This window comes from Mesorhizobium tianshanense, from assembly GCF_007830515.1.
GTDB classification, from domain to species: domain Bacteria; phylum Pseudomonadota; class Alphaproteobacteria; order Rhizobiales; family Rhizobiaceae; genus Mesorhizobium; species Mesorhizobium tianshanense.
In genome coordinates this window covers 1-14,272 of sequence record NZ_VLKT01000102.1, presented here as the reverse complement: position 1 = coordinate 14,272, position 14,272 = coordinate 1, and the positions used below count along the sequence as shown (strand labels likewise).

The 14,272-nt window shown below is 61.0% G+C and carries 15 protein-coding genes and 2 pseudogenes; 6 read left to right on the top strand and 11 right to left on the bottom strand.

The features are described from left to right. The first annotated feature begins 170 nt into the window (after positions 1–170). Positions 171–842 (top strand): Crp/Fnr family transcriptional regulator, encoded by a 672-nt coding sequence (locus IQ26_RS37410; RefSeq protein WP_029356805.1) that lies wholly within the window; start codon positions 171–173, stop codon positions 840–842. Positions 843–897: 55 nt separating this feature from the next. After that, positions 898–1,119, top strand: a complete 222-nt coding sequence (locus IQ26_RS37405; RefSeq protein ID WP_162458184.1) for a hypothetical protein — start codon at positions 898–900, stop codon at positions 1,117–1,119. 507 nt (positions 1,120–1,626) lie between these two features. Here the strand turns inward: IQ26_RS37405 and IQ26_RS37400 are convergent. Next, positions 1,627–2,505, bottom strand: a complete 879-nt coding sequence (locus IQ26_RS37400) for a LysR family transcriptional regulator (protein WP_162458183.1) — start codon at positions 2,503–2,505, stop codon at positions 1,627–1,629. A gap of 151 nt (positions 2,506–2,656) precedes the next feature. Here IQ26_RS37400 and IQ26_RS37395 point away from each other — a divergent pair, with 151 nt between their 5' ends. Together IQ26_RS37395 and IQ26_RS37390 are read left to right on the top strand one after the other, a co-directional pair. Then, positions 2,657–2,920: a DUF4242 domain-containing protein gene (locus tag IQ26_RS37395; RefSeq protein WP_145723363.1), complete on the top strand. Its 264-nt coding sequence runs from the start codon at positions 2,657–2,659 to the stop codon at positions 2,918–2,920. 173 nt (positions 2,921–3,093) lie between these two features. Beyond that, the gene (locus IQ26_RS37390) at positions 3,094–4,020 is read left to right on the top strand and encodes an oxygenase MpaB family protein (protein WP_145723362.1); all 927 of its coding nucleotides are present in this window, start codon (positions 3,094–3,096) and stop codon (positions 4,018–4,020) included. A gap of 202 nt (positions 4,021–4,222) precedes the next feature. Here the strand turns inward: IQ26_RS37390 and IQ26_RS37385 are convergent, their stop codons facing one another. The 4 genes from IQ26_RS37385 to IQ26_RS37370 all read right to left on the bottom strand — a co-directional run bounded on the left by IQ26_RS37385 (position 4,223) and on the right by IQ26_RS37370 (position 6,727). Then, the gene (locus IQ26_RS37385) at positions 4,223–4,711 is read right to left on the bottom strand and encodes a peroxiredoxin family protein (protein WP_145723361.1); all 489 of its coding nucleotides are present in this window, start codon (positions 4,709–4,711) and stop codon (positions 4,223–4,225) included. A gap of 30 nt (positions 4,712–4,741) precedes the next feature. Continuing rightward, positions 4,742–5,254 carry a peptide-methionine (S)-S-oxide reductase MsrA gene (gene msrA / locus IQ26_RS37380; protein WP_145723360.1) on the bottom strand — a complete coding sequence of 171 codons (513 nt, stop codon included), beginning with the start codon at positions 5,252–5,254 and terminating at the stop codon, positions 4,742–4,744. Then, on the bottom strand, positions 5,254–5,700 hold the full coding sequence (gene msrB, locus IQ26_RS37375) for a peptide-methionine (R)-S-oxide reductase MsrB (protein WP_145723359.1): 447 nt from the start codon (positions 5,698–5,700) through the stop codon (positions 5,254–5,256). The genes msrA and msrB overlap by 1 nt, the downstream gene beginning before the upstream one ends. A gap of 151 nt (positions 5,701–5,851) precedes the next feature. Further along, positions 5,852–6,727: a LysR family transcriptional regulator gene (locus tag IQ26_RS37370; protein WP_145723358.1), complete on the bottom strand. Its 876-nt coding sequence runs from the start codon at positions 6,725–6,727 to the stop codon at positions 5,852–5,854. Positions 6,728–6,949: 222 nt separating this feature from the next. On the opposite strand from IQ26_RS37370, the pseudogene IQ26_RS37365 reads away from it, so the two are divergent. Then, positions 6,950–7,868 (top strand): annotated as a pseudogene (locus tag IQ26_RS37365) (NADP-dependent oxidoreductase). A 1,699-nt stretch (positions 7,869–9,567) separates the two neighbouring features. Here the strand turns inward: IQ26_RS37365 and IQ26_RS41200 are convergent. Genes IQ26_RS41200 through IQ26_RS37345 form a run of 3 tightly spaced genes read right to left on the bottom strand, consistent with a single transcriptional unit; the run spans position 9,568 to position 10,547 of the window. Continuing rightward, a complete protein-coding gene (locus IQ26_RS41200; RefSeq protein ID WP_276316468.1) occupies positions 9,568–9,699 on the bottom strand; it encodes a hypothetical protein in 132 nt (43 codons plus the stop codon). Between the two features lie 27 nt (positions 9,700–9,726). Next, entirely contained in the window at positions 9,727–10,071 is a 345-nt protein-coding gene (locus IQ26_RS37350) for a hypothetical protein (protein WP_145723356.1), read from the bottom strand. 14 nt (positions 10,072–10,085) lie between these two features. Then, on the bottom strand, positions 10,086–10,547 hold the full coding sequence (locus tag IQ26_RS37345; protein WP_145723355.1) for a hypothetical protein: 462 nt from the start codon (positions 10,545–10,547) through the stop codon (positions 10,086–10,088). A gap of 226 nt (positions 10,548–10,773) precedes the next feature. On the opposite strand from IQ26_RS37345, the pseudogene IQ26_RS37340 reads away from it, so the two are divergent. Continuing rightward, positions 10,774–10,998: pseudogene (locus IQ26_RS37340) on the top strand (pyocin activator PrtN family protein); the annotation flags it as partial. Between the two features lie 39 nt (positions 10,999–11,037). Here IQ26_RS37340 and IQ26_RS37335 read toward each other — a convergent pair. Genes IQ26_RS37335 through IQ26_RS37325 form a run of 3 tightly spaced genes read right to left on the bottom strand, consistent with a single transcriptional unit; the run spans position 11,038 to position 13,609 of the window. Then, complete coding sequence (locus IQ26_RS37335; RefSeq protein ID WP_145723354.1) at positions 11,038–12,282, bottom strand: sensor histidine kinase; 1,245 nt, start codon at positions 12,280–12,282, stop codon at positions 11,038–11,040. A gap of 3 nt (positions 12,283–12,285) precedes the next feature. Further along, a complete protein-coding gene (locus IQ26_RS37330) occupies positions 12,286–12,987 on the bottom strand; it encodes a response regulator (RefSeq protein WP_145723353.1) in 702 nt (233 codons plus the stop codon). A gap of 43 nt (positions 12,988–13,030) precedes the next feature. After that, positions 13,031–13,609 carry a Spy/CpxP family protein refolding chaperone gene (locus IQ26_RS37325; protein WP_145723352.1) on the bottom strand — a complete coding sequence of 193 codons (579 nt, stop codon included), beginning with the start codon at positions 13,607–13,609 and terminating at the stop codon, positions 13,031–13,033. Between the last annotated feature and the right edge of the window lie 663 nt (positions 13,610–14,272).

Sequence of the window (14,272 nt, the reverse complement as noted above, 5' to 3'; positions counted from 1 at the left end):
CAACAAGGATATGACAGTCGAACCAGGCTCGGCTGTGGGAATTCCCACACCGGGGAAAACATTGGCGAAATCCGCTCCCAGTTTGCATCCCGGAAAGCGGGGCCTGCGGCCATCAAATTTCCTTGGATAGGGAGTAAGGTGAAGTACACTTGATTGAACAAGAGATCGTTGTGACAGGCTCTCTGGCCTTCATCTCAAGACTTTGCGATGCCGACCTCGCCGCGCTGACCAAACGGTGGCACGAGCGCAGCTATCGACACAACGAGCTAATCATTTCCCACGGCGACACTGGTCGCGATGTCTTCTTCCTGCTGGAAGGACGGGCTCGCGTGACACTGGTTTCAGCGGACGGCAGGGAGATAGCGTATCGCGATGTCGAACCGGGTGACATTTTCGGGGAGCTCGGAGGCATTGACGGGATTGCACGCTCTGCCAGCGTAGTCGCGCTGGAGGCAACCCGCGCTGCACGGCTGTCCGGCACAGCATTCCGGGATATCGTGATGACCCACCCGACTTTTGCCTGGATGCTGCTTGAGCATCTGTCTGCCCAGCTCCGGCGCATGACCGAGCGGGTATTCGAATACAGCACTCTGGTCGTGCGAAAACGGCTGATCGTCGAGCTCCTGCATCGGGCGGAGAAAGCCGCACTCGTGGACGGCGAGGTGTCCATAAGCCCGGCACCGACGCATTCCGAGCTGGCGGCAACGATGAGCACGCACAGGGAAGCGGTCTCGCGCGAAATGAGCGACCTCGCCAAGAGAGGCCTGATCGAAAAGCGCGGCAGCAGGTTATTGCTGCATGACGTCTCGGCACTACGGGCGCTGGTCGACAAGAAGGAATAGCGAAGGCTGTCGCTGCGGTGGGGGGCACCGCACGTTTCATACTCCTCGGCCGCAAGTGATTATTCCTTCCGGCAAACCGGGCAACTGCAGCACCGATTATCTTGAGAGACAACAGCCCGCCTACATCGCCAAGAAAGGCGGGCCCTCGGACAAGTTCGCCAAGTGCATCGCGCAGTTCACCGCGATCGAGCAGAAGCTCGCCGACGCTAAGCAGGCGAGCAACGGCCGGCTGAAGCTGAGATACCTGAAAGCCTCGCCGCTCGAACTCGAGGTCTGACAAGCGTCGACGACGCTCACAACCGAGCCGCCGCCCTTGACCACATTGGAGAACAATATCGGTTCATGAGCTGGTTGCGCCCAATGTCTTTGGGGACGGAAAATCGGCTCCCGAAGGTCGCGATTGGGTCAATTCTGTCGGTTCTCGAACAGAAAGGTTGCGCCATTTCCTGACCTTCGAGGCTCGTCTCCAAACCTGCCCTTCGCGCTACGACGTGATGCGACCCTACTTTTAGACGGCGCTCCCGGACGCGACTAATATCACTGCAGATTCTGCGCCATTCAGCGCTGAAAGTTACACCGGCCCCGGGTGAGTGGATTGTCGAGCGTCCGTTGAACGATCCCCTTACGGACGGGTCCGACGTGCCAAGTGGCGCCGAAGAAATCGCGCCATTTATCTCTGAAGGTCACACTTATGTGACGGTCCGTTGGGGTGCACCGAAGGAACACCAGGGCGGCGCAGACGGCATCTCAAATCAGCAGTAGCTCGAGCTTCAGCGATAAACTGTTAGCCCGGCCAATCGAAACTTTGGGCAGCTCGGACCATTGCCGCCGTCGCCGGGCTATATGGCCGGCCCGGAACGCTAGCCAAGGACACCGTGCGTGCCACCACCGGTTCGATCAGCGGACGCTGCAGAAGTTCAGGCGATGTCACCGAATATTCAGGCATGAAGGCGAAGCCGATCCGCGCCAGCACCATTGATTGGACCCAATCCTCGCGCTCGGAACGAAAGCGGGCATAAAGGCTAACGTTTCTTTCCCGGCACACACCCATCACCAGGTCCCGCATTTCGCAGGACAGACGATCGACATAGGGTTCTTGAGAGAGATCGACCAACTTGATTGCATTGAGGGTCGCAAGCCGGTGATCCGGCGCGAATACGACGACGTAACGCTCATTGTAGAGATCATGGATGCGGAAAGCCGCTCCCAATCCCTCCAGCGGATTGAGAACGGCCAGATCGAGATCGCCTCGCTCAAGCCTGTTTTTCAGTTCCTGAACGCTCGCTTCGCTAACTTCAAGTTCGACGCCATGATAGTCGCGCTGAAACTTTGCGAGGAACCGGGCGAGCTTCACATGGCCGATGGTCGACATGATGCCGAGGCGGATCGGCACCTGGTTGAGCAGCCTAAAATTATCGGCAAGCGTCCTGGTTGCGTGGGCCTCCTGCATGATCTGCTGAAGATGCGGCAGAATGGAGCGCCCGAACTCACTCAGGAGGATGCGCTTTCCCTCGCGGTGGAACAAGGGCGCGCCAAGCTCATCCTCGAGCGTCTTGACCGCTTTGGTGAGCGCAGGCTGAGACACATTGCAATCGGTGGCGGCCTTGGTGAAGTTCAGCATCTTCGCAGCGGCAAGCACGTAGCGGACCTGAAACATCTCCATGGCGAGCCCTCCCGACGCGGTTCCATAAAACGACATTGTAGCCCCTTCATCGATAACTGTCGGCTATCGATCGATAGAAAAAATGTCGTTCTCTTTCGCCCGCCACTGCATTCAACTCCTGTGGTCACTGTTCATAGGAGGAGATCTGGAAATGACCGTCTATATGGTGGAACGCGACCTCAAGGGCATCAGCATGGAAGCTCTGGGAGATGCGCAGAAGGCGGCGATCAGCAAGGCCGCCGAGATGACGTCCAAGGGCACCGACATCAGCTATCTACGCTCGACCTTCGCACCGGAGGACGGGCGCTGCATGTGCCTGTTTGACGCTGTCTCCGATACCGACGTGCAGCGTCTAAACGACGATGCGGGACTGCCCTATCACAGAATCGTACCGGCGCTCGATCTTACCCCATGAGGCCAGCACAACCGGGCTCGTGATGACCATCCGGGCCCGGTGTTCTTGCGCAGTCATGCGCAGCGCGCCAGGATTTATCATTTGGAACGACGGAAAGACCAAGACGTTCGTGCATACTGCATCCGCTAGCCACAGGTCTAACGCTTGTCGTTCTGAGGAGTCGGAGGCGTACCATGTTTCGCAACTCGGGCATCATTCCTCTGCCTCGCCCGCTTGAGCGTCGTGTGAATACTCTTGCGCAGTCGTTCATGCGCCAGCGGCTCGGATCTCAGATGGACTTCTCGACCCCGGAAGGCGAGCCGGCGCTGTTACCGCCCAACTCCGTGTCCTGGCGTATTTTCAAGAACCCTGTTGCGCTGTTCATCGGCGGGGTTACGGCGGTGCTGCTCGAATTGGCAGAGCCGCGGGTTCGCGACGCCATTTGGCAGCACAGCACATTCCGCTCCCACGCGCTCCGACGATTGCAGCGTACGGGCCTCGCTGCCTTGGTTACGGTCTACGGCCCCCGAACCAAGGCTAAGGCCATGATTGAAGGTGTGGTCAGGATGCATGGGCGCGTTTCAGGTCGGACCAGCGAAGGCGAGCCATACCACGCCACCGACCCGGAGCTGCTGGACTGGGTGCAAGCGACGGCCGAGTTTGGTTTCATGGAGGCGTATCACACCTACGTGCATCGTCTGCATTTTTTCGAACGGGACGCGATGTTTGCTGAGGCTCGCCCCGTCGCGCTTCGCTATGGTGCGGTCGGCGCGCCCATGTCTCAGGCCGAGCTTTACGCGCTGTTCGACGTGATGAGGCAAAGACTCGTCGCGTCGCCGATCGTCTCGGAGTTCCTGGAGATCATGGAAGACGCTCCCTCTTTGCCGGGAGTGGCTCGACCCCTTCAGCGGCCGCTTCTGAAGGCGGCCGTCGAGATCCTACCCCACTGGGTCCGCAAGCGGTTGGAATTCGGCGACCGCTGGACCTTGAAGCCGTGGGAGCGTGCTTTTGTGAAGACGACGGCTGCAATCTGCGACAGCATCGTGCTCCCCTCATCACCAGCCGTCCAGTCGTGCCGCCGCCTCGGCCTTTCCGAGAGCTATCTCTATCGCCGACATTAATTCAGGTTTTCCAACATTGATGGAGCCGCGCCACGATCCAGCGGTTCATGTCACGGGGCGGCACGCCTACTGACCGCTATCTATCACTTCGGTCACCTCGTGCAGATTGGGGAAGCCGGCAGTCTGGTTTGTGCAGGGACTTTCCAGAAAGCTGACACACGGCTACGGCGGGCCGGCAAGCTGCGTATCCAGGCTCTTTTTGTCAGGCGGCGAGCCGCCGAAGTGTCTGGACGAGGCTCTTCGCGTCGAGCTGAAACCCGTCGTACACGACGCGGCCATCGGGCGCGATCACCACGAACCAGGGGGTTCCGCTGGAGCGGTATGCCTCCATTATCGCAGGCATGGCGTCTGCTGAGGCCGAGTCAGTGACGGCGTGCCCAAAGGGAACACGCAGTCCATATCGTCGTTGATTTTTCCGCAGACGATCGAAGGTGTTGACCTCCGAACCCTCGAACACCGTCTGGATGGCTGCCAGGCCAACACCTTTATCGCGAAGTTCCTCGGCAAGTGTCACGAATGTGGGAAAGCCATGTGAATGACAGCCCGCACACCAATCCTGAAAGAAGTACAGTATCTTGAAGCCTTGCCCCAACTCGGCCAGGGTCAAGGGGCTGCGCTCGTCGCCATTTTCATTAATCCACCGGATATTCTCCAGCGGAGGTGCAGGCAAATCCACAATTCCCGTTTCCATGAAGTCCTCCATTAGCGGCTCGCGGCTTTGCTAAGCGGCAGCACCTGCCCGGTGCGACAACACCCAGTTCGGACGTACAAAATGGCAGGTATACCCGTGGGGAATTCGCTCGAGATAGTCCTGGTGTTCGGGCTCTGCCTCCCAGAAATCACCCACTGGCTCGACTTCGGTCACGACCTTGCCTGGCCATAATCCCGACGCGTCAACGTCTGCGATCGTATCGAGCGCAACGGCCTTCTGCTGGTCGCTGGTGAAATAAATCGTTGAGCGGTAGCTTGTGCCACGATCATTCCCCTGACGGTTTAGCGTCGTCGGATCGTGGATCTGAAAAAAGAACTCGAGCAATCGGCGATAGGTAGTCTGCGAAGGATCGAAGACGATCTCGATCGCCTCGGCATGGGTGCCGTGATTGCGATATGTCGCATTCGGCACGTCGCCACCTGTGTACCCGACGCGGGTCGAGATCACACCGGGCAGCTTGCGAATGAGATCCTGCATGCCCCAAAAGCAGCCGCCAGCGAGAACAGCGCGTTCAGTCGTCATCAGATGTCCTCCACCTGGTTGAGATACTCACCGTAACCCTGCTCGACCATTTCATCGCGCGGCACGAAGCGCAGCGAAGCCGAATTGATGCAGTACCGCAGGCCGCCACGATCGCTCGGTCCATCAGGGAAAACGTGGCCGAGATGGCTATCGCCATGTGTCGAACGCACTTCCGTGCGGATCATGCCGTGGCTGTCGTCGCGCAGCTCGTTCACGTTTACGGGTTCGATCGGCTTGGTGAAGCTTGGCCATCCGCAGCCCGACTCATATTTGTCCGACGAAGCGAACAGCGGTTCACCCGAGACGATATCGACATAAATGCCGGGCTCCTTGTTGTGGAGAAGCGCACCGGTCCCTGGACGCTCGGTCCCGCTCTGCTGCGTCACCGGATATTCCTCGGGCGACAGCCTGCCGATCGCGGCTTCCGTTTTCTTGTAGGCTTCCATGGATTCCTCCTTCGAATTCCTGTCCCAGAAGATGGATACTCGATCCGGAGGTGTCTAATACGCCGCGACTATAGTTTCGATGTTGCCACCGGCATGCAAATGGGATCGCTTGTGCGGTCGCCGAACCATAAGGCCAGCGCCTCCACGGAATTCACGACCATACATAACGCTCGATCAGCACACGAAGCTGCCGCAGCGCCGCTGCCGTTCCAGATCCCGAAATCGATTGGAATGCGACCGTGCGCGATAGGTCGAGCGTATCGACCGGGCGCAACGTCAATCCCTCTACGATTGCCGAGCGCTCAGGCAGCATGCAAACGCCGGCGCCCTCTGCCACGGCCTGTTGAATCAGATCCTCTCGTTCGGATCTGAGCCGCGGGATCATGATCATCGCGCGTTCGCGCAGATGGTCGTTCACGCGCATGCGGAATTCGCATTGGAGCCGATCGAGGTACGGTTGCTCCGATAGGTCCGAAAGCGAAACCGAGGCCTGGCTTGCCAAGGGATGTCCTTGCGCCATCGCCAGTAACAGTCGCTCGCGAAACATTTCGGCGGTGGCGATCTTTGAGTTTCCGGCTGCTGGATCCGTGCAGAAGCACCCATCAATTTGGCCGCTGAGCAGCAGCTCCATTCCTTGGTCGCGCGTGATTGGCTGAAGAACCAGTTCGAGCATCGGCATCTGTCGAAGGGCATGCGTGACGAACCCAGTGATCAACGCCGGCGCAATGGTGTTCACGACGCCCAGCGTCAAAGTCTCGCGGCGACCGCGAACCCTATTCAGGGATATCGCCCGAACCCGCTGCTCGCGGTCTGCTATCTCGGCGAATTCGGATCGTATGTCGCGGCCGAGCGCCGTCAGACGACTATCTTTTCCATCCCGATAGACCAACGTTCCGCCCAGCTCCTGTTCGAGCCGCTGTATCGCGCGGGTGAGCGTCGGCTGAGATACGCCACTCCGCATGGCGGCTTCGGTGAAATTGAGGGTGTCCGCCAGGTTCAGGAAATATCGAATCTGGTTGAGTTCCATTGTTCTTCCTTCGTCGCTCCCTCAAGCATCGATTTCGGACCGGGCAAGCGCTGTCGGCCGGAGCAATTGCCGCCGTATGGAAACTATACACGCCAGCTATTGGAAAACTTCGTTCCGCGCTGCGACAACTGAGATCATCAACGAACGCTACCAGTTCGCTACCCATACCCGCCAGCAAGCAGCAGTCTACCAAAGAGACAAACGACCGAGGAGATAATTCCGATGAAAGCAATTGTGGTAACGGACCAGGCCGCAGGAACGGTCGGGATGAAACTGGTGGAGCGGCCGGAGCCGCAGGCGGCGATAAACGACGTCGTCGTTCAGGTTCATGCGTCGGGATTTTGTCCCAACCGAACTGGAGTGGCCCTCGACCTGGGCCGATCGCGTCGACCGTAACCGAACACCGTCGATCCTTGGGCACGAACTTGCCGGCGTCGTCACCGCCCTCGGCTATGGCACGACGGGGCTGTCGGTGGGACAGCGCGTGTTCGGCCTCGCCGACTGGCACCGCGACGGCACGCTGGCGGAGTATGTAGCCATGGAGGCCCGCAACCTCGCGCCATTGCCGGGCGACGTCGACTTCACGGTGGGCGCGAGCCTGCCGATCTCGGGCCTGACCGCGTGGCAGGGACTGTTTCAGCACGGCCGCCTTCAGGCGGGGCAGAGCATCCTCGCGCACGGCGCGGCCGGCGCAGTCGGTTCGATGGTGACGCAGCTTGCACGAGCGGCCGGCGCCTATGTCATCGGCACCGGACGCGCCGCCGACCGTCAGAAGGCGCTCGACTTCGGCGCAAATGAATTCGTCGACCTCGAGAACGACGCCCTGGAAGACGTCGGCGCAGTCGATGTGGTGTTCGATGTCATCGGCGGCGACATCCAGAAGCGGTCCGCAGCCCTGATCCGGGCCGGAGGAACGTTGGTGACCGTCGTCGGACCGGCCGAGGCGCGGCCCGCAGATGGCCTGGCGGTCGACTTCGTCGTCGAGTCCGATCGTGCCCAATTGAGTGAGATCGTCCAGCGGGTGCGGGACGGACGACTGCGGACGAACATCGGCAAAGTCTCGACCCTCGACGATGCCGTCGCCACCTTCAACGCGACCGAGCGACGCGCGGGGAAGACAGTTATCCGCGTTCGTCCGTGAGGACTCGGGGAGAATGAGGGTAGCGCTTCATCCAAGGCTCGCGCCGATACGGTCATTTCGGCCTGTTAGCAGCGTCTTATCGTCTGGCCGAGTAGCCCCGCGATCAGACACCAAAACCAAACCGGATAGTCTGGTTTCGGCCCGCTTAAGATAATCCCCTGAGCGTTAGTCCTCAAGCCAATCGTGGCCGAAGTTGAACAGACATGAGACATTCACGCTACGACCCTGCAGCCTCCAACGCCGCGCATGGAAAGCCGGCACAAGAAGGTTGGCACGAAACGCCCTCTGAAACCCCGACAGATAAGGGCGATCCGCTTCTACCTTGATCGAGAGCGGCGCATGCGCGGTCAAGCGCTGTTCGATCTGGCGATCGACAGCAAGTTGCGATCTCGTCAAGATCAAGATCGGCACTCTGGCCATCGGCCCGAAAATCCGGACGCGCGCGATGGTCGTGCAACAGAAGCGGCTTATGCACCTAAAAATATTATAGAAAGCAACGCGTGGTCTGGCTCCGGGAGGCAAGTGCCGAAGCCAGGTTTGTTTGAAATATGCTATAATGATCTCCGCCCGGGCTAATCGCTTGAGGCCGGAATTTTCGGAAGGTAGGAAGTCGTGTAGACGCCCACTGGCTTCACGGCCTTTTCGAAGGTGGTGAAGCTACCGATGAGATCGATCGGAGGACACGATTTAAAGCTGCAAACCGCGCGATAACTTGCAAAGGAGTCGAGTTAGCAAATGAATTCAGTGGCGGCACTGTATTGGAGGTATCCCTCTCCCGCTACCACCCTAAACCCACTATCGTACGTAATAGTGGGTTCTTGCCTGTGGCGCTCCTCGGCCACCGCGCGTTCCCCAGCGTACCGCGCTTGAGGAAACGTGTTGCCGCCGATGAGGGCGGCAAGTTTGCCTTTGACCTCGATCTCAATACCCTGTCGCGGCCCTTTGGGCACAGGACGCGACTATGCCCTTGCCAGACGACGGCTATAAGTTCGCCAATCGCCACAATCATTTCCTGTCGCCGGTCGATTTGATGCAGAGGTGCTTGAGATCGAGGGCGAAGATGACCTGCTCGCAGTGGGTCCTCCGCCGCGCCGCCGAATGATCCGGTTCAACCCTGTGCGAAACTTGGCGCCCGGGAGTGAACCATCCGGGAAACTACATCCTTTGGGTTGGGCCACTACCAACCAACCGCGCTAGGCCGCCTTTGCCACAGAGACGGCGTCGAAAGTGGCACGATTGGCGCAGGCAGGATTTGAACCTGTGACCTCTGCCCTCGGAGGGTAAGGCCACTCTCTTCCCAAAGCCGTAGGTAGGATGGTTCGCTCAGCCGCAGCGACGAAGCCTTCATCGGCAGACGCAGTGCTCAAGTAGCAAGTTGGAGACGCCTCGAAGCCGACATGGAAACCGAGCAACCTCAGCGACAAGGCTTGCCTGTGAACTCGAATGCGGCTGGCACACCATCCTTATGTCTCATCGATCTTCGCGCCGGCTACCGTCGGCGCGCTAAGGAAGAACGGCGTATAAACCGCAGTCCTGCGCGCGTCCGTAACAACGGACGACTGTCGCGCGTAGGACGGAGGAAATTCGCCCCCGCCGCGGGCGGTGAACGGGACAGCCGTAGGAGCGTCAGCATAGCGCCGGCCGCAGGACGGGACGCGGGACCGACTGTCCCCCGTCCGCGGCGGTCCGCATGTTTTGGTCAGGATGGACGCCGACTGGCCGAGATCACGCGCAGTTTCTGGTTCTCGACAGTCAGGCCGCTGATCGGCGACGATGCTCTGCCTTCGGCGACCAAGGCATTGCCGATGGCGATCGCTACCGTGCCTCCCACGGATGCGCCATAATCGGTCGGGACGGTTCAGTTCGTTCGCCGACGCGGCGGGCCTGGGAGCTGTCTGGGCGGGCGCCGGTCTGGCAACGCTCCAAGTGGTGTCGGCATGTCTTTTCCGCCGATCGCCGTGGTGCCAATGATGGGAACCAGCGGCGGCTCCAGCCTCGTTGCCGAACGCCGAGACTTGAGTTCTCCAATCTCGTCATCGCGCCGCGCAATACGGCTCTCAAGATTAGCGATGCGCTCGGTCAAAAAGTAGCGCCCCACAATGAAGCCTCCGCTTCCGAAAAGGACCGCGAGCGTCGCAAAGGCGATTGGATTGGCCAGCACCAGCGCCGAGTTGGCCTGGAAGAAATCGATGAGGTCTTGCATCCCTTCAATTCCCCTCAATTGCGTGGCAGCTTGTGAATTTCCAGCCTGACAGGCCCGCCCCTGTCACAACTCGTGCAGAAAAGCGCTCGCTCGACCGAACTGAACAGAGCGCCTTTTCCATAGCGCTTGATGAGCCCGGCAGGTTTCACCGTTGCATGGTGCGAACAGGATCTGCACCGGGCCCGCAACACATGCCATTCGCGAAGATCTCCGAGCGCCACATCCAGGCCAGCGTGAACGCTGCCGTCGATGATGGTCTGTGGCGGGATCTTCACCTCGCCCGGTGTCAGGATTTTCTCCATCACATGCCGACTGTTGCAATGGATCAGCAACATGCCGGGCCGGCGCCGGATGGCAGCTTGCCAGGCTGCCTGACTCACCGTTGAATCGGGGGAACGCGAAATGGTTTCTGTCAAAGCCTGCTCCTCGCGATCCCAAACCTCGATCCGAAAATTGTCTTCGCCGGTTGTTGCCATAGCTTCGCCGGCCAGCGCGATTGACGCCGAGCCATGGTCCTTTGCTGTTCCAGATCACGCTGAAATAAGGCCTCTACTGACTCGAACCCGACCGTTTCTTAGGTCGCGCCTACCGTTTTGCACGCCCTCCCCTGCCCGGCCGTGGCGGAAGGTTGAACCAGTCGGGCGACTTGCTAGGTTCCAGACTGGAGGTGGTAACCCGGCATGAACACGGCACTGCTTTTTGATGGCTCAGTACGGTGGTAAGGCCATCATCCCGATCGATGTAGTCTGCCGAGACTATTTCTCTCACCTGACTCCGACGAAGTTGGTCCGAAAGATTTCCAAGGGGGAAATTGCCCTTCCGCTCGTGCGGATCGAGGACAGTCAGAAATGTGCCAAGGGCGTCCATCTGGCCGATTTGGCCAAATACCTTGAGTTCCGTACTGAGGCTGCAAGAAAGGAAATGAGGGGTGGGGGCCGCCTTTCACCAGGGTATGCGCCCGCTGTATCAAGATATTGCCGGAAACGTGACGACGAAGCAGGCGCCGCCGCCGGACGGCGATTCGTGGTGCACGGTTGCGCCGTGATGCAAGGCGATCTGGCGCACCAGCGACAGGCCGAGGCCCCAGCCGCCGGCCGTCTCGCTGCGGCCCTGTGGTCGGAAGAATGGCTCGAAGACGCGCTCGCCGGTACCTTCCGGCAGGCCCGGTCCGTGATCGCGCACCTTGAGCACCACAGAGCCGCCTTCGGTTCCCACATGCGCGCTGACCGGCGGACTGCCATGTCTCTGCGCGTTCTGCATGAGATTGCGAACCAGCCGCGTGAGCAGTGTCGGGTCGCCCGACACGACGCCGGGTTCGCCTGCGACGTCGACGCCGGAGCGCGCACCTTCCTCGGCCGTGAGCGCCAGCAGATCCACCGGCTCCACCCGTTCCAGCTTCTCGATATGGTCGAGCCTGCTGGCAAGCAGGATTTCCTCCACCAGCGCATCGAGTTCGGCGAGGTCGCGCACGATCTCGTCGCGCATCGGGCCGTTTTGTCCGTTGGCGTTGAGGTCGATCGCCATGCGCAGGCGCGCAAGCGGCGAGCGCAACTCGTGGCTGGCATTGGCAAGCAGCGAGCGGTGCGCGGCAAGCAGCCGCTCGATCTGCTCGGCGGCGCGGTTGAAGCTCGCCGCCACCGCCGCCACCTCGTCGCTGCCGCGCACGGCGACGCGCGTGTCGAGAGCGCCTGCGCCCCAGCGATCCACGCCCTGGCGCAATGCTTCAAGGCGGCGTGTGAGATGACGCACGACCGGAAAGGCGGCAAGCCCTATCACCGCGGCGATCAGCGCGAGAAAGGCAAGCGGGCTGCGGCCGGCCGGGCCGAACGGCATTCTCAGCCGCGCCGCGATCACCCTTCCGTCCGGCTGCCGGCTGATCAGCAGGTTTTGCCCGCCGGGATGCATCCTGCGCCGGGATCCGATCTCTTGCGGGGGGATCGGCCGGCCGGCCGCTGCAAGTAGCCGACCCTGCGGACCGTAGACGGAGATGTCGGCATCGAAGGCCGCCGAAAGCCGCTCGGCCGTCGCCTGCAGCAAGGCGAGGTCGGAGTCCGCCGGCAGCATCGCCTCGATGAAAGCGTCGCGCCGGCCACTCCAGCCGGCATGTTCGCGTTCCTGGCCCATGTGTACGAAGATCGCGCTGGCGATCGCCACTACTGCGAGGCTGGCGAGCACGGTGAGATAGATCTTGACGAAAAGGCTGCTGCGCATGGCTTATCTCTCACCGTCCTGAAATCGGGCAAAGACATAGCCCGCGCCGCGTACCGTAATGATGCGGCGAGGATGTTTCGGATCTGTCTCGATCGCGGCGCGGATGCGCGAGACATGCACGTCGATCGACCGGTCGAACGCTTCCAGTTCTTCGCCCTTGACCATGTCCATGAGCTGCTCGCGCGACAGCGTGCGCCCGGCATTTTCGGCGAGCGCCACCAGCAGGTCGAACTGGTAGCTGGTCATCGGGCAGTCGCGCCCGTCGACGCTGGCCGAGCGCGACGAAGGGTCGATCTCCAGCCGTCCGAAGCGCAGGATGCGCGGGGAGGCGTTGGCGCCGGCGTTGCGGCGGCGCAGGATTGCCTTCAGCCGCGCCAGCAACTCGCGCGGATTAAACGGCTTCGGCAGATAATCGTCGGCGCCTATTTCCAGCCCCACGATGCGGTCGGTCTCGTCGCCTCGCGCCGTCAGCATCAGAACCGGCACATCGGAGTTCGCGCGGATGCGCTTGAGCGCCTCGAAGCCGTCCATGTCGGGCAGCATGACGTCGAGAACCACGGCATCGGGCGACAGCCGCGCGATCTCGGCAATGCCTGCGCCCGCCGTCTCCGCCGCTCGCACACGAAAGCCGTTGCCCGTCAGATATTCCGCGAGCATGGCGGACAGGCGCCTGTCGTCGTCGACGATGAGAACCTGGTCCGCCATGCTCGTTTGTTTGCTCCGATTCGAAACTGTGCCGGTACAGAGCTTACCAGCGGCGGTGCCAGCCGCGATCCTCGAAATGTTCGACCAGCTCCGCCCGCTGCTCGGCCGTCAGCACCTCGGCGGCGTCGAGCAGCGCCGTCGTCAGCTTGCGCGAGGCCTCGTCGACCGCCGCGATGCGCTCGGCGCGCAGCTTCTCCGCCGCCTCGCGGTCGATGGTTGCCGCGCCGAGCAGCTTGGCGACATCGTCTCGCGTGTCGCGGAAGCCGCGCATGATCGGGCGGACATCGTCGTGGAACTTGTCCATGATCGCCTCCAGCTTGTCTTCCTGCTCGGGTGTGGCGTCGACCTCCTCGAGCATGCGCTCAAAGTGATGCCCGCCGAAACCCGGGCCGCCGAACCCCATGCCGTGGCGGAAATTGGCCTGCATGTGCATGCCGGGTCCGCCGTCGCCCCCGCCCATACCGAAGCGCTGCATGCGCCCGTAATCCTGGCTGAGCGCGCCGGCGACGCCGACGCCGGCAAGCGCCGCTATCGCAATGCCGCCTATGGCGATGCGCTTGCCCCAGCTCTTCTTCTGCGGGGTGCCGGAGAGGCCGGCCGGTTCCTGATGGTTCGTTTCCATGATGCTGGTCCTTTCGCTAATGCGGCATCTCTGCCGCGACTGGGCCAGACTAGGAGCACAATGTTTCGGCCGTTGCGGGCGAATGTAAAGTTGTGTGAAGCTGGCAAGGCGCTATTGCGGCGGGGAAGCGGGAGTGCTGCGGAAGGTTCTCCACCCTAGCTGAAACCCCGCGTCTTGAGTCTGATCGATGTGGCCGTAAATCTTTACGGTTTGCGAACAGGAAGGATGGGCCAGACAAGCTGAAGGTTGACACTTCATGCTCGGAGGCCGATGGCCGTCCGTCACCCCTGATCGATCACAACCTCACCAGCGCTGCCGACAAACTGCAAGCCTCGGACCCGCGCCCTCCCGCGCGAGCGGGTCGTCTAATCGCTCGGCCGTCAAGGGGGTGAGTGCAAGGCAGTCGTCCTTTCTGTCCATGCTCGTTCGTTCGTATGCCGGGTACAGGGTCGTCTACGCGGTCGATGCAAAGATCGCCGCAGGATGAGTTTCGCAGATGAGATCTTCCTATGTTCGTTGCGCAATCTGCTTAACGAGGCAGTTGCTTCCCGCTTCGCGGAATGATCCCAGCCACGTCCCGGCAGGGACGGCTCGATGCGTCCTGTAAGAACGCTGTTGGTGGAATGGCCTGACAGAATCGTCGCAGGCGAGCGTCTGCAGGAT

What these genes read in the sequence shown, in the direction of transcription:
- IQ26_RS37400 (WP_162458183.1), bottom strand. Translation starts at nt 2,505, where the DNA reads ATGGAGATGTTTCAGGTCCGCTACGTGCTTGCCGCTGCGAAGATGCTG.
- IQ26_RS37395 (WP_145723363.1), top strand. Translation starts at nt 2,657, where the DNA reads ATGACCGTCTATATGGTGGAACGCGACCTCAAGGGCATCAGCATGGAA.
- IQ26_RS37390 (WP_145723362.1), top strand. Translation starts at nt 3,094, where the DNA reads ATGTTTCGCAACTCGGGCATCATTCCTCTGCCTCGCCCGCTTGAGCGT.
- IQ26_RS37385 (WP_145723361.1), bottom strand. Translation starts at nt 4,711, where the DNA reads ATGGAAACGGGAATTGTGGATTTGCCTGCACCTCCGCTGGAGAATATC.
- msrA (WP_145723360.1), bottom strand. Translation starts at nt 5,254, where the DNA reads ATGACGACTGAACGCGCTGTTCTCGCTGGCGGCTGCTTTTGGGGCATG.
- msrB (WP_145723359.1), bottom strand. Translation starts at nt 5,700, where the DNA reads ATGGAAGCCTACAAGAAAACGGAAGCCGCGATCGGCAGGCTGTCGCCC.
- IQ26_RS37370 (WP_145723358.1), bottom strand. Translation starts at nt 6,727, where the DNA reads ATGGAACTCAACCAGATTCGATATTTCCTGAACCTGGCGGACACCCTC.
- IQ26_RS37350 (WP_145723356.1), bottom strand. Translation starts at nt 10,071, where the DNA reads ATGCAAGACCTCATCGATTTCTTCCAGGCCAACTCGGCGCTGGTGCTG.
- IQ26_RS37345 (WP_145723355.1), bottom strand. Translation starts at nt 10,547, where the DNA reads ATGGCAACAACCGGCGAAGACAATTTTCGGATCGAGGTTTGGGATCGC.
- IQ26_RS37335 (WP_145723354.1), bottom strand. Translation starts at nt 12,282, where the DNA reads ATGCGCAGCAGCCTTTTCGTCAAGATCTATCTCACCGTGCTCGCCAGC.
- IQ26_RS37330 (WP_145723353.1), bottom strand. Translation starts at nt 12,987, where the DNA reads ATGGCGGACCAGGTTCTCATCGTCGACGACGACAGGCGCCTGTCCGCC.
- IQ26_RS37325 (WP_145723352.1), bottom strand. Translation starts at nt 13,609, where the DNA reads ATGGAAACGAACCATCAGGAACCGGCCGGCCTCTCCGGCACCCCGCAG.